This window comes from Methyloceanibacter sp. (genome assembly GCF_041573655.1).
In the GTDB taxonomy this organism is placed as follows: domain Bacteria; phylum Pseudomonadota; class Alphaproteobacteria; order Rhizobiales; family Methyloligellaceae; genus Methyloceanibacter.
This window is the reverse complement of the sequence record NZ_JBFFQD010000028.1, coordinates 1-13,871: the sequence shown is the minus strand read 5'-3', so window position 1 is coordinate 13,871 and position 13,871 is coordinate 1. Positions and strand designations below refer to the sequence as shown.

Annotated in this window: 10 protein-coding genes; 5 read left to right on the top strand and 5 right to left on the bottom strand. The window is 58.5% G+C overall.

The window, feature by feature from the left end; genetic code table 11:
• Positions 1–144 precede the first annotated feature (144 nt).
• Both ABY454_RS08170 and ABY454_RS08165 read right to left on the bottom strand, forming a co-directional pair.
• A complete protein-coding gene (locus tag ABY454_RS08170) occupies positions 145–342 on the bottom strand; it encodes a hypothetical protein (RefSeq protein WP_372929709.1) in 198 nt (65 codons plus the stop codon).
• Positions 343–698: 356 nt separating this feature from the next.
• Positions 699–1,670 carry a transporter gene (locus tag ABY454_RS08165; protein ID WP_372929708.1) on the bottom strand — a complete coding sequence of 324 codons (972 nt, stop codon included), beginning with the start codon at positions 1,668–1,670 and terminating at the stop codon, positions 699–701.
• Positions 1,671–1,889: 219 nt separating this feature from the next.
• Here ABY454_RS08165 and ABY454_RS08160 point away from each other — a divergent pair, with 219 nt between their 5' ends.
• The 5 genes from ABY454_RS08160 (at position 1,890) to ABY454_RS08140 (ending at position 9,667) form a co-directional block, all read left to right on the top strand.
• Complete coding sequence (locus tag ABY454_RS08160; protein WP_372929706.1) at positions 1,890–2,906, top strand: HAD family hydrolase; 1,017 nt, start codon at positions 1,890–1,892, stop codon at positions 2,904–2,906.
• Positions 2,907–4,047: 1,141 nt separating this feature from the next.
• Positions 4,048–5,814: a caspase family protein gene (locus tag ABY454_RS08155; RefSeq protein WP_372929705.1), complete on the top strand. Its 1,767-nt coding sequence runs from the start codon at positions 4,048–4,050 to the stop codon at positions 5,812–5,814.
• The gene (locus tag ABY454_RS08150) at positions 5,814–6,701 is read left to right on the top strand and encodes a hypothetical protein (protein WP_372929703.1); all 888 of its coding nucleotides are present in this window, start codon (positions 5,814–5,816) and stop codon (positions 6,699–6,701) included. Before ABY454_RS08155 ends, ABY454_RS08150 begins: the two co-directional genes overlap by 1 nt.
• A 655-nt stretch (positions 6,702–7,356) precedes the next feature.
• Entirely contained in the window at positions 7,357–8,526 is a 1,170-nt protein-coding gene (locus tag ABY454_RS08145) for a patatin-like phospholipase family protein (RefSeq protein WP_372929702.1), read from the top strand.
• Positions 8,527–8,641: 115 nt separating this feature from the next.
• A complete protein-coding gene (locus ABY454_RS08140) occupies positions 8,642–9,667 on the top strand; it encodes a class I fructose-bisphosphate aldolase (RefSeq protein WP_372929700.1) in 1,026 nt (341 codons plus the stop codon).
• On the opposite strand, the gene ABY454_RS08135 is transcribed toward ABY454_RS08140, so the two are convergent.
• From ABY454_RS08135 to ABY454_RS08125, 3 genes are all read right to left on the bottom strand, one after another.
• Entirely contained in the window at positions 9,664–12,393 is a 2,730-nt protein-coding gene (locus tag ABY454_RS08135) for an HAD-IC family P-type ATPase (RefSeq protein ID WP_372929699.1), read from the bottom strand. The genes ABY454_RS08140 and ABY454_RS08135 overlap by 4 nt on opposite strands.
• Before the next feature lie 67 nt (positions 12,394–12,460).
• A complete protein-coding gene (locus tag ABY454_RS08130) occupies positions 12,461–13,036 on the bottom strand; it encodes a nitroreductase family protein (RefSeq protein WP_372929697.1) in 576 nt (191 codons plus the stop codon).
• A 119-nt stretch (positions 13,037–13,155) separates the two neighbouring features.
• Positions 13,156–13,871, bottom strand: a 716-nt coding sequence (locus ABY454_RS08125; RefSeq protein WP_372929696.1) for an ABC-type transport auxiliary lipoprotein family protein, incomplete at its 5' end; no start/stop codon positions are given.

Below are 13,871 nucleotides of genomic sequence, written 5' to 3'. Positions count from 1 at the left end.
AGAAGGGTTGGCGTTCAGGGGGTTATGAGGGGTGGGACTGCGCCCGGCAAGAGGCGCCGATACGGTGGCGCAGCAGTTCCTAGGCGCTCAGCCGCACACTTGCGGGCAGGGCGCCCGCCGAACTCTATCCTTGGTTCTTAAGCCTCAAGCAGATGCGACCCACTCGCCGGCTATATAACCGAAAGCGACCGCATCCGGATCCCGCTGGGCGGCGGCCACGAGCTTATCCTCAGCGTTCACGATCACGCCCTTGCGTGTCTCGTCTACGCGTTTGGTCTCGTCTTTGAAGCCGCTGAGCAGAATGACTTTCTTGCCGCGAACGACAATCCGGGGGAGTGCCATACCCGCCTCCAATTGTGCCGTCCTTGAGATCCCGCTCTGATCGTTGAGGCGTCAGAGGCAAGCAATCTCTTCGAACGACAATGCGTGTCGGCGACCCCCACGTCAGCCTGACTGATGTTTAGCAGTTGAATGCGACATTGATAAGACCGGAGTCTCGAAAGCGGTTAAAAAACGAAGAGTTATGCGCTGCACAATCGAAATTGCGATGCGTTGTATAGCGTGCCCGCCGATTGTCGCGCCAGCGTCGCGAGGGCTTGTTGCGTTGCAACACGTGGCACCCAGAGTCTCTGTAGGGCTGATGGGTCGGTTACGAGCGAGCGATTTGCACGTAGAGGAGCCAGGTGCGCCGTTCTGCCCTAGTTTCCTGGGGAGGACAGCGGAATGGTTATGGTGACGTAGCCGGAATCGCCTTCAAGCCGGTTCTTGACGTCGAACTCCCGGAAGTACTTCAAAGAGGTCGCGACGGGCAGCGGGCCCAATTGAAAATTGAGGTTCATCACGGGCCCGATCGCTAGGACCCGCCCCTCGAATGAACCGAGCCGTGCGCCAGGTCCGCTGTCCCCTGAGATCTGATCGTAGACGAAGCCGTTGATGCCCAACGCGAACTGCCTGGAGAAGTTTTGAACGGCTGCATATTCAAGATGGAATTCCGAACCGCTCTTGTAGTTGGTGGTGGGGTTTTCCCAGTTGTACGTGATGCCCGCCATAGCCGAAACCTCAAGACCGATCTCTGGGTCGAGCCAGGTGAAAGCCGCCGCATTGTCGATAGCCCAACGATTGAAACCGGCGTTGGCGAGATTTCCGAGTTCCCAGAACCCGGTTGGAGTGTTCACAAGCGTGTGGGTCTTGAAGTGCCAGTTTCCACTGTGCCAGCCGAACATGACGCCCGGCACGAGGTCGCCGAACCGCGTCTCCTGATCGCCAATTCCTCGTGAGATCGTCACACCGAAAGGCGGGGGTAACGTTAGACTTGCCCCGGCGTTCACATCTTTATGGATGACGGGGATGAGCATGAGGAACCCGATATTACCGCCGAGCACCTTGCCGGGTGCGACCCAGAGGGGCGCGGGCACGTTGCCGTAGACGCCGGCCTCAACGCCGCCGTCCAGAATCAATCCGGCTCTGTCGAACACAAAGTCGGTGCTTCCGGAGTAGAAATAGTTGTAATCGATAATGTAGGTGCCAGGCGGGGGTAGGATGCCTGCATTCGTGGTTGTGGACCCTAGCAGATAAAACCCAGCGCCGCCCTCGACGGCCGTTGCTTGGTCCTTGGGCATGCCGACAAGGCCAACCAGGACCAAGACTGCCGTTGCAACAAACCTTCTCATTGCCGCCTCCCCGCGGGTCTGCGGTCCACTTCTGACGTGGACTCTCGACCAGAGAATACTCGTTTGAGGGCGAGATGCTGTGGCTTTACAGACACAGTCGGGACGTCACTTGCACCCGGTGTGAGCCTAAGACTTTCGAGGTGCCGAGCCCGTTCCAAGTGCTTTGGAACGGGTCGGGGAGTCCTTAAACTGTGTCTCTACGAGGCTGGGAGGTCGCGGATGAAACCCGTGTTTCGCAGGACATTGCTTCTTGCGGTGAGTTTGGGGCTGTGCGGCGCGCCGCTCTCCGGGCAAGCCCAGGACGCTGATCCGCTGCCGTCCTGGAGCGACAGCACCGTCAAAGCGAACATCATCGACTTCGTCCTGCGGGCGACGACCGAGGGTAGCCCCGACTACGTTCCCGAGCAGGACCGCATCGCAACCTTCGACAATGACGGCACGCTGTGGGTCGAGAAGCCACTCTATGCGCAGTTCGTGTTCGTCATCGACCGGGTGAAGGCGACCGCCAACCAGCATCCCCAATGGAAAAAGAAGGAGCCCTTCAAATCCGTTCTCGACGGCAACACCGAGAAGCTTCTCACCTATGGGGAGAAGGGGGCCATGGCGCTCCTGACGGCGACCCATAGCGGCATGACCACGATGGAATTCAACGACATCGTGTCGACATGGCTGAAAACAGCCAAGCATCCGCGCTTCAAGCGCCTCTACACCGATCTCACCTACGCGCCGATGATCGAGTTGCTCGAGTATCTGCGCGTTAACGGCTTCAAGACCTTCATCGTTTCAGGCGGGGGGACCGCCTTCATGCGTGCCTACACCGAGCAGAGCTATGGTGTCCCGCCTTGGAAGGTGGTGGGGTCTTCGGGTACGACGGAATTTCGCATGTGGGATTCAAGTCCGACCTTGGTGAAGCTGCCGGATCTTCTGTTTTTCGATGATGGTCCCGGCAAGGCGGAGGGCATCAACCACTATATCGGGCGCCAACCGATCTTCGCCTTCGGTAATTCTATTGGCGACAAGGAGATGCTGGAGTGGACCGCAAACTGCAATGGGCTTTGCTTTATGGGACTGGTGCATCATGACGATGCGAAACGCGAATACGCTTACGGGCCCGATTCCGATGTGGGCCGGTTTCCGGTGTCGTTGATGGAGCAGGCGAGGGCCCATGGCTGGAACGTGGTCAGCATGAAGGACGACTGGAAAACGATCTTCTCTTGGGGCCAATCAATTCCTTGAATAAGTAGGACGGCGGCAGTGGTGGGGCGGCAATTCCAGATTGGTGGGTTCGCTTCGTTTATCCGAACAACGAGCTGAACACCGGCACGAGACCACAGTTCGAAAGCTATCAGTGACGTCTCGCTGCCGGACGGGGTTCGAAAGTGATCATCCCATTACGTCTGCTAATGAAGGACACAGCGGCTGCTAAAATTTTGGCAAAGGAAAGCCCCGTTTGCTGGGAAGAGGAGAAGGAGCATCCGGGGCTTAAGTAGTATGCTCTAGGATCTTCTTCATGGTCGGACCCCTTTGAAACCGAAAAATCTCGGAGTCGTCATAGGGATCTCCTGATTAGAAGTCCGATGCGTTAGCCTTCATAGTCCGATTTAAGTTCTGGGAAGTAAGGCCAAATGCAACACGCTCCTCGTTGTGGACGACCGAGAGCGTCTTTGCCTCGCGATCGCACTGAATGTTGAGCGTACTGTTGTCTGCGGTATCGATGTGAACGATTTGGCCTGGTTCTAGGCTAACCCGAACGCGTGCCGCAGACGTAGCAGTGTCGTCGTCTCTCGTATCCCAAACTACGGCATGGAAGGCACATTGAGTGTCACTAGAGGTTTGGAAGGCCACGACGCGCTTGAAACCCACTTCCGTGATGATGGGCTCATGCGGGCCAAGGTTTTCAACGAAGTCATCCGCACGGGCTGACATCGGCATAATGACGAGGACCGCAGCGATGAACTTTAGGGATTTTACGTAACTGAGCGGATACATGGTGATCTCCCTTCAGGCAGTGGCTCAAGACCCTCTTGAGCCTGGGGAGATACTGCGTCACGGCGATCCTTCACGCCGTGGCAATTGCCACACTCCAGCCGATTTGAGCAATTCTGTGCCCACTGCTGAATGTGCTCAACTCTCACGACCGTATTGGCCTCAGCTTGGCAGCCGTCATCTTTAATACTCAGTTTAGTAGATGAAGCGGACATAGCAGCCCGTCGATTTCGGCTAATGACCCAGAGCGGACAACACGAAAGAAGAGGCGGCCGGAGCTAAGGTCGAAAAATTACTAATACCGACCTCGCCGCCGTACTGGAGAAGACACCATCACAGAAAATGTTTAGTGTTTCTTCCGAGGCCAAGCGCGCACTTTTGGAGGAGAGCCGTGGGCAAGAATGTAGCGCTCTCAATAGGCATTGGACATACGGGCGGTGAACTGAGAGATCTGCCTGGTGCCGTAAACGGAGCAAGAGATTTTCACGCGTGGGCTAAGGAGCAAGGTTATGAGAGCTATCTGTTGACCCACGCGGAGGTCTCCGTCAAAGCGCTAAAGGAACGAATCAAGAGCGTAGTCGATGAACTTGCAGAACGTTTCATCATATATTTTGCCGGTCATGGAATTCAGCAGACGCTCAACACCCCGATTTGGCTATTGCCTGGTTGGGAGCAGGATGACAACGAAGCGGTGAACGTAAACTTATCGCTTCACCATGCAAAGCGCTCAGGGTTACGGCAAATTGCTATCTTCGCGGACGCGTGCCGATCGACTGTCCGCGGCGGTCAGACAGTTCAAGGCAGCAGCATTTTTCCAAAGTCAGTTCCCGTCGCACCCGGGATAGGCGCTCAGTGGGACCAATTCTATTCGACGCTTCTTGGCGAAGGTGCGCAGGAAGTGGTGGACAAGGACGAAATAGAGGCCTTCGGCATTTTTACAGATTGCTTGATGCGCGCTCTACATGGAGCTGAAGAAAAAGCAATCGATACCAGGAACTCGCGCGTGGTGAGCTCAGAAAAGCTTGCCAATTATCTTGAGGAGTCGGTTCCCGAGGAGAGCGGCAAGATAGCCAACGTCCAGTTTCCTGACGTCATATCCGGATGGCGAAGTCCGAACGACGTCTATACTGAGCTGAGAACTTCCCAGAAAGGCATGAAAGCAGAACCGAAATTTCCCACAGATTGGCCGAGAACTGCAATCGATATAGACTCGAAATCGAGAGACAAAATATTCGAAGCTATAGCTTCCGCAACGAGAGTAGAGCCAAGCGATAAGGATCGCATGTCAGGTAAGGAACTTCTTGAGGCCCTAATTGCAGCAGATCCCGGACTCGAAAAAGCTGCCCCAGACAAAGTTTGGGAAGCACGGCGAAATGCCGATGAAGCCGCGAGTGCTAAAGCACAGCATTATTATGAAACAACTGCTTCTTCCCTGACGGGACCAGCTACGCTTTCCAGTCTGAGGGTTGAAGGTTGCGTGCCTGTTTCGTTTGTGGTTCGGCAAGGTGATGAAGCAAGTCTTGAATATGCGAGCGTTTCCGAGAGAATTCATGCCCAAACCAAAAAGCCAATTCCCATCCTAATCGAGTCGAATGATGGCAACTGGATTGGTAGCTGTATCCTTCCGGGCTTTGAGGGATACGTTGTTGTAGAGAACGGATTGTCTGCGAGTCTCAATTACGTGCCGGTCGAAGAAGAACTTGACGAAGAGATATACGACGAGGTGGTTCAAGTCGTTTCTCGCTGGACGGCACTCATGCAACAGGGCCGTGTTGGTGACTACGACGAGCTGAAGCATTTCGAGAAGTTCAGTCCGTCGCTTGGGATTATCGCTGCCTATGCCTACGACAGAGTAGGTAATCTCGAAGCAATAGACGATATTGCTATTGCAGATTACGTCGCAGAGTCGCGAGCCCTCCGCTCTCAGCCGATCACCTTTGACGTCGCTTTGTTGTCAACGAGCCTCCCTGTATCAACGGAGGTCGCTGGTGCGTTTCCCTTTATGACGCAGGGATGGAGTATTCTTGATCAAGAAAAAGAGTTCGTCCGACCTGAGATATTTGCGCTTCGCCAAGGTCTACTCCCTGCCTTATGGACCACGCTTCGGAGCGAGGAAGGGAACAAAGCCGCGACACTCTTACGTCAGGAAGAGATTTGATGCGTCTCGTTTTTGTTCATGGCATGAGACAGGAGGGGAAGGACGCCGCCAATTTGCGGCAAGCGTGGGAAGAGTCGCTTATTTCAGCCTGGAAAGAGCTTGGGCTCACGAAGCCTTCCTATACGCTCGAAATGCCATTCTACGGCGATAAGCTTCATAAGCTTGTAGAGGAAGCTCGCGGAGATTCGGAGCGCATCCTAATGAGAGGAGAAGGAAACGAGCAGACTTTTACGCGTCTTGAAGAAAAGTTGATTCTGGCAATGGCCGAGCAAGAGAAAATTGCCGATGATGAAATATATGCCGAGCTAGGGGCAGAAGTGGTGGAGCGCGGAGCTGTCAATTGGGAGTGGGTGCAGGCGATTGCACGAATTTTGGAGCGTAAAGTACCGGGACTTGGCCGTTTAGGCCTCAGTTTCGTGCGTCAGGTCGATGGTTATTTGACGCGCCCGCATATCCGAAAAGCGGTAGACGAGATGGTCGAGCCGCACTTGCTTTGTGGTTCCACAGTTGTCGTTTCACACTCTCTTGGCACGATCATCGCTTATCGATTGCTGCGAAAAGCCAAGAAGAAGGCAAAGGTTCCATTGTTTGTCACTCTCGGGTCTCCCCTCGGCATAGATATCGTGAAGAGACATCTTCGCCCCCCAGGCCTCACGGTCCCTGAAGGCGTCAAAAGATGGCTCAATGGCACTGACGAACGTGATTATGTGGCTCTACACGCGCGCCTTGATCGCAAAACCTTCGCCGAAGGCATCGAAAATGTCTCAGACATCGACAATCGGAACGACGCTCACGCGATTGCTGATTATCTGAGTGACAGTACGATCTGCTGGCGGATTCACTCTGCGGTATGCTCGCCACAAACGGACGGGTCGCAGCCGAGGTAGGACGGCCGCTAATGATCCAAAGCGTGCAGTGCGGTTTGCTGAATTCACAGAGCTTTAAAACAAGTCAGCCCAGCAGCTTATCCGATTCCATTGCCGCCTCCACCGCCATCGCCGCCGCCCCCGATTGTGGTGTTACACGGACATAGGGATAGGATCACTTCCGCCGCCTTCTTGCCCGATGGGACCAAGCTGTCGGCTAATGACCCAAAGCGGACAAGGGAAAGAAGAGGTGACAAATCTGAGCTTGATGTCCGATAATTTAACTACATCGGACGCTGAGGCAGCAGTTGAGCGACATCTTCATCAGCTATTCCAGCGAGGACGGCGCCAAAGCTCGTTGCCGTACCAGGTCGCGGTGACGGTGCTGACCGCATGGGCCGGCGTGGCCAGGACGATCAGACCGGCCAGGGCAAAAAATCGCATGATGTCCACTTGCTTCTCGTTGTCTTTGAACGCCGGGATACGGGGCGGAAAGGGCGGAAGTTCGTTGTGTCTGGGGTTTTCCTTGGGAGAGCTCGCGGAGGCAATTGGGCTGCCGCTTTAAGGATTTCTAGCCCTGGAATTGCTCCCTAGAGTTGCGTAGTCTTTTGTAGACAAAGGGAGATCTTGCGGGGGGGGCAAGTTGGACAGGTGGCGTTTCGCATTTCGGGCTCTGTTGAGCCCCGCGCTGGCGGTTGTCCTTGTGGGCTGCGCAGCATCGATGGCGCGCAGTCCCGTACCGTTGGCGCTCGAGGACAATGCGCAGGTCGCCGGGATGGAAGCGGATATCATCCGCTTCTGGGGCGACGAGCTTCCACCAAATGCTTCTGCTCTAAGACAGACAAGAGTTGCACAACTTAAACGGAGTCGGCCCGAGTTGAGGGGTGGAGGACGACGTCCCGTCATGACCTCCTTGGCGCTTTCAGGTGGCGGCAGCTATGGTGCTTTTGGTGCGGGGATCTTGGTCGGGTGGACAACATCCGGAACGCGGCCCAAATTTGATGTCGTGACAGGAGTCTCTACGGGAGCTTTGACCGCCCCGTTTGCTTTCCTCGGGCCGAAATACGATCCCGCACTCAAGAAAGTCTTTACCCAATCGCATACGAGCGATATCGCCATCATGCGGCCGGTAAGGGGTTTGTTGGGCGGCAGTTCTCTGTCAAGCAATGCGCCGCTCGCAAAAACTATTGCAAGCTATGTCAATGCTGCGTTTCTCGCGGAGGTCGCGGCTGAGCACAAAAAGGGTCGCCGGCTCTTGATCGGGACCACGAATCTCGATGCTCAGCGACCGGTTATTTGGGATATGGGAGAGATTGCCTCAAGTGGTAGGCCTCAGTCGTTGGAACTCTTCAGGACGATCTTACTGGCCTCTGCTGCTATTCCAGTAGCATTCCCACCAAGCGTCATCGATGTGACGGCCGAGGGCGCACGCTATGAAGAAATGCACGTCGATGGCGGGACAACGCGAGAAGTTTTTCTGGTGCCAACGCAACTCACGACTAGCGCAATAGACAAGCAACTGAATGTTCAGCCCATTCGCCGAGTATACATTATCCGGAACGGTTTTGTTTCGCCTCAGTACAAGGCTGTCAAGGCGCGGACTCTGTCGATTGCGGGGCGTGCAGTGTCGACATTAATCAAGAACCAAGGTATCGGCGATCTTTATCGGCTTTACTTGTTCTGCAAGCGCAATGGGATCAGCTACAATCTTGCCTATATTCCCGCAGACGTGCAGGACACAAGCACGGACGCGTTTGACCCGGTCTTCATGACCCAGCTTTTTGACACCGGTTACCAGATGGCCTCACGCGGCTATCCGTGGCAGAAGGTCCCGCCCGGGTTCTAAGCAAACGGGCGACCCCGAAAAATGGCAAAATTCGCCTCTGTAGAATGGGCAAATCGTGGCCTATAACGGCTCCAATAGCGGGCTGATTACGGGATTTTATAGGGAGAGAGACGGTATGGACCTCGCGGGCCTGAACAAAGTCGCCAACGCCATGACGCAACCGGGCAAGGGCATCCTCGCCGCCGACGAATCGGGCGGGACGATCAAGAAGCGCTTCGACGCAATCGGGGTCGAATCCACCGAGGAGAATCGGCGTGACTACCGCGAGCTGCTGTTCCGCTCGAAGGCGGCCATGCATCACCGCATCTCCGGGGTGATCCTGTTCGACGAGACCATCCGGCAGAACGCTGCCGACGGCACGCCGCTGGTGAAACTCATCGAAGCGGCGGGTTCGATCCCCGGCATCAAGGTGGACAAGGGCGCCAAGCCGCTTCCGTTCTGCCCCGGCGAGACCATCACGGAAGGTCTCGACGGCTTGCGCGACCGGCTGATCGAATATCGCAACCTCGGCGCCAAGTTTTGCAAGTGGCGCGCGGTGATCCATATCGGCGACGGCATCCCGAGCTACGATGCCATCAACTCGAATGCTCACGCGCTCGCCCGCTATGCCGCGCTGTGCCAGGAGCAGGATCTGGTGCCGATCGTCGAGCCCGAAGTGCTCATGGACGGCGACCACACGATCGAGCGCTGCGAGGGGGTCACAACCTGGACGCTGAAGACGGTCTTCCAGGAGCTCTACTACGCGAAGGTCAAGCTCGAAGGCATGGTGCTCAAGCCCAACATGACGCTGCCGGGCACCGACTGCGCCACGCAGGCCTCCGACCAGGAGATTGCCGAGCGGACCATTCGCGTGCTGAAGGATTGTGTGCCCTCCGCCGTGCCGGGCATCGCCTTCCTGTCGGGCGGTCAGTCCGACGTGGAGGCCACCGCGCGTCTTGATGCCATGAACCGCATCGGCGGATTCCCCTGGCATCTGACCTTCTCCTACGGCCGCGCGCTACAGCATGCACCGCAAGTTGCTTGGGCGGGCAAAAAAGACAACGTGGCCGCAGCGGAGGCCGCCTTCGCCCACCGCGCGGAGATGAATGGCCTCGCGACGCTCGGCGAGTGGACGCCGGAGATCGAGAAGAAAGCCGCTTAGGTCGACGGGACCCTTCGCTTCTCCAAGAGGCCTGAGACGCTCTTCTCTGCCTCGACTAGGAGCAAGAGCAGGACACCGATCAATACGATCAACAGCCCATCGGCCGGCTCGATGGCCTCGGTGGCGAAGACCTTTTGCAGGACCGGCAGGTATGTAAAGGCGAGTTGCGCCACGACCACGGCCGCGATCCCGACGAAGACGGCCGGCGTCCCTAGCATTCCGCGCCATGTGAGAGCGGTGCCGTGAGCGTAGCGCACGCTAAAGAGATAGAAGAGCTCCATCACGACAATCGTGTTGACGACCATGGTGCGGGCCAGGTCGACGCTCAAGCCCCGGTCCAGCGCATAGTAAAAAATACCGAAGGCGCCGATCACGAACAGCAGCGAGACGAAAGCGATCCGCCACAGAAGCACGCCCGAGAGCAAGGACTCCGATGGACTGCGCGGTTTCCGCGCCATGGCACCAGGTTCGGTGGGCTCGAAGGCGAGCGTCAGTCCGAGCGCCACGACGGTGACCATGTTGATCCATAGGATTTGGATCGGAGTCATCGGCAGCGTCAGGCCAAAGGCAATGGCGCCGATGATTGCCGCCGCCTCGCCGCCATTGGTCGGCAGGGTCCAGGCAATCACCTTGCAGATATTGTCATAGACCGTTCGTCCCTCGCGCACGGCGGCAACGATCGAGGCGAAATTGTCGTCGGCAAGGACGATCTCCGCCGCTTCCTTTGCCGCGTCCGTTCCCTTCCGCCCCATTGCGACGCCGACATCGGCGCGCTTCAGAGCCGGCGCATCGTTCACGCCGTCGCCGGTCATCGCAGTGACGTCCTCGCTCTCCTGTAGGGCCTTCACCAGGCGCAGTTTGTGCGCTGGGCTTGTGCGCGCAAAGATGCTTGCCTCCTGGACCACGTCCTTGAGGTCGTGGTCGTCGATATCATCGAGCTGACGGCCGGTAAGCGTTTTCGGATCGGGCGCCAGCTTCAACTCGCGTGCGATGGCTTCGGCCGTGGCGGGGTGGTCGCCCGTGATCATCTTCACGTCGATGCCGGCCGACTGACATTCGCGTATCGCCGCGAGCGCCTCCTCGCGCGGCGGATCGATGAGCCCGACAAGGCCGATAAACGTGGCGCCATTGGAGACATCGGAAAAACTGAGCTGGCGGTGCCCCTCGGGAAAGAGCTTCACCGCCAGGGCAAGCATGCGCTGACCTTGAACCGCGAAGGCTTCGGTTTGCGCGGTCCATCTGTCCGCATCGAGAGGCGCGTCTCCAGCCGTGGTGAGCTGACGGCTGCACATAGAGAGAACCCGCTCCGGGGCGCCCTTGATGACCGCGAAGTTGGGGCCGTCCTCATGGCCATGATGCAGTGTCGCCATGAACTGATGCTGCGTGTCGAAGGGGATCTCGTCGGTGCGCGGATATTGTTTTCGCAGGCGCTCGGGGTCGTAGCCTGCCTTCATGCCGAGGCTGACGAGCGCGCCTTCCATGGGGTCTCCGCTGACGGCCCAGGTGCCGTCGCTTTCCCTGACCTCCGCGTCGTTGCACAGGATTGCGGCCTTGGCCGCCTCCATCAGGGTGCCGCTCGCGGTCCTGTCGATGGGCGTGCCGTCCTTCTCAAATCCTCCTTGCGGGCGGTAGCCGACGCCTGAAACCTTGAAGTTTCCATCCGTGGTCAAGACACTGCGCACGGTCATCTCGTTTCGCGTTAATGTGCCTGTCTTGTCGGAACAGATGACCGAGACCGCGCCGAGGGTCTCGACCGCAGGCAGCAGGCGGACGATGGCGTTGCGCGCCGCCATACGCTGCACGCCGATTGCCATGGCGATGGTCATCACCGCAGGCAGGCCTTCCGGAATAGCGGAGACGGCGAGCCCGATCACGACCATGAAGGCTTCGGGCCAGGGATAGTCCCGGGCGTACACCGCGAAGAGAAAGACGCCCGTGCAGGCGGCGAGGATCAGTCCCGTCAGCAGACGCGCGAAGCGGTCCATCTGCCGGATCAGCGGTGTCGTCAGCTTTTGAACCGAGCCGACAAGTGTGCTGATGCGGCCGAGCTCGCTCTGCAGTCCCGTGGCGACGGCGATGCCCATGCAGGTGCCTGCGGCAACGAAGGTTCCGGAAAACGCCATGGAGCTTCGCTCGGCAAGTGGCACGCCGGGGGTCGTGGCGCTTGTGTCCTTGTCGACCGGCACCGACTCGCCGGTCAAGGCGGCCTCGTCGATGCGAAGATTGCGTGAGCGCACCAGACGGAGGTCGGCGGGCACGCGGGCGCCGGGCTCCAGCAGGACGAGGTCGCCCGGAACAATACTCTCGGCCGGTACGACAAGGCGCCTTCCGTCGCGCAGAACCGAGGCGTGCGGATCGATCATGCCGCGGATCGCCTCCATGGCTCGCTCCGCGCGGCCCTCCTGAATGAAGCCGATGATTGCGTTGAGGATGACCACCGCAAGCACGACTGCGGCGTCGGCCAGATTGCCGATGGTGGCGGCAAGAATGGCGGCGCCGAGCAGCACGTAGATCAGAAGGTTGTTGAACTGGAGGAGGAAACGCCAGAGCGCGCTCTGGCGTCGGGCTTCAGCGAGGCGATTAGGCCCGTAGCGCTCGAGCCGAGCCGCCGCCTCGTGATCGGTCAGCCCGCTCTCGACGCTGACGCCCAGCTGTTCGAGCACAAGCGCTGCGCCTTGCGCATAGGCGGCCGTGTCTTCCGGTGGCGATGTTCGTTCTTTTCGCACCGCGTCTCCGGTCTGCGTTTCGCGAGTCTTCGTTCAGAGGCTGATTATGGCGTGATGAGGCTGAAGGTCACGCGCAATGCGTTTGAGCGTCGATCCAGAGGATGTCGGGATTCTTCCTGGGAACCGGCGGGGGCGGGCGGCGCGGGTGACCGACGACGATTGGCGCGATTGGCGCATAGGTTGCCGGAATGCCAAGTTCGGCCTTGCCTTCGGGCGTTGCAAGCCAGTTTTGCGCAAAACCGATCCAGCAGGTGCCGAGATCCATGGCGTAGGCGGCGAGCATCAGGTTCTCCGCGGCGAGCGCGCAATCTTCGACCGCCCAGTCGGTGGGATCGGCCGCCGCGATCACCACCAAGGCAGGCGCATGATAGAAGATGTCAAAGTCGGGATCGTTGAGCATCTCGCGAAACGAATGCGCCGGTTCGCTGAGCGATGCCTTCAACAGGTGAGACTTCGCCTTTCGCGAAATCTGAGCCAGGCGGTCGGCATCCTTGATGACGACGAAGGTCCACGGCTGCTGATTGATGGCGCTTGGTGCCTGGACTGCGGCTTCGATCAGCTCACGCAGCACCGCATCGTCCACCGGCTCGCCGGTGTATTCGCGCACGGAGCGCCGCTTCCTGATGGCTTCCAACAGATCCATTTTTCCGCGTCCAGCAGGAGAGCCCCATGCCGTCGCGTGCATTTTGCGGGCTCGGCTCCGACGGTAACAATCCCGCAAAGGGAGCGGTTCGTCGTTGAGCCAGATCAATGGAAGCGCCCCTAAAGGTCGGGCGCCAGCGGCATCTCGGGATCATCGAGCGGGGCCGGAGGCTCCACGGTGACGGCGGTTGCAGGGTCGGCGTCGAGCGCCGCCGTGGTCCAGTCCAGAAGATTGCGTTCTATCTGGCTGAAGGCCGTGCTCAGAGCGTCGACGTAGTCGCGCGTGTCGCTTCCCAACGCGGGCGCCGACGTTTCGAATTGCTTCGACTCGATAATCTCGCTGGCCGGATTGAGAAGCTTGGCAAGAATGACGATCTTTGCCTCCGGGGTGCCGTTGGTGGCAATGTCGAACTGCCGGATATTCAACGAGAGTTGATAGCCGCTGGCGAAGTCGCCGATGTTCTGGGTCACGGAGCGCGCGTAGCCCGCGTTCTCGAAGGTCTGCAGCAGCGTCGCCTGGGCCAAGATCGGCAGGCTGTCGCCCCAGCGCGCGCCTTCCAGGGGGAGACTTTCGTCGGGCGCCGGCCGGGTGAGGATCTTGTCGGTGTTAAAGGCGAGCAGCGTGGTGGGCTCGGAAATGACGAGCTGCCAACGCGGCGCCTCCTTGGGCGGTGGCGGAAGATCGCTCGCGGGCTTCAGCGAATAGAGCGTGCCGCTACCCTTACCGCCGCCAGTCATCCGCTCGATGCCGGCGAGAATACCGTCAACCCTGTCGGAATTGCGCGCCAGGGCGTCGGTGAAGACTTCGATGTTGACGATCGCCTCGTTCAGCGGCT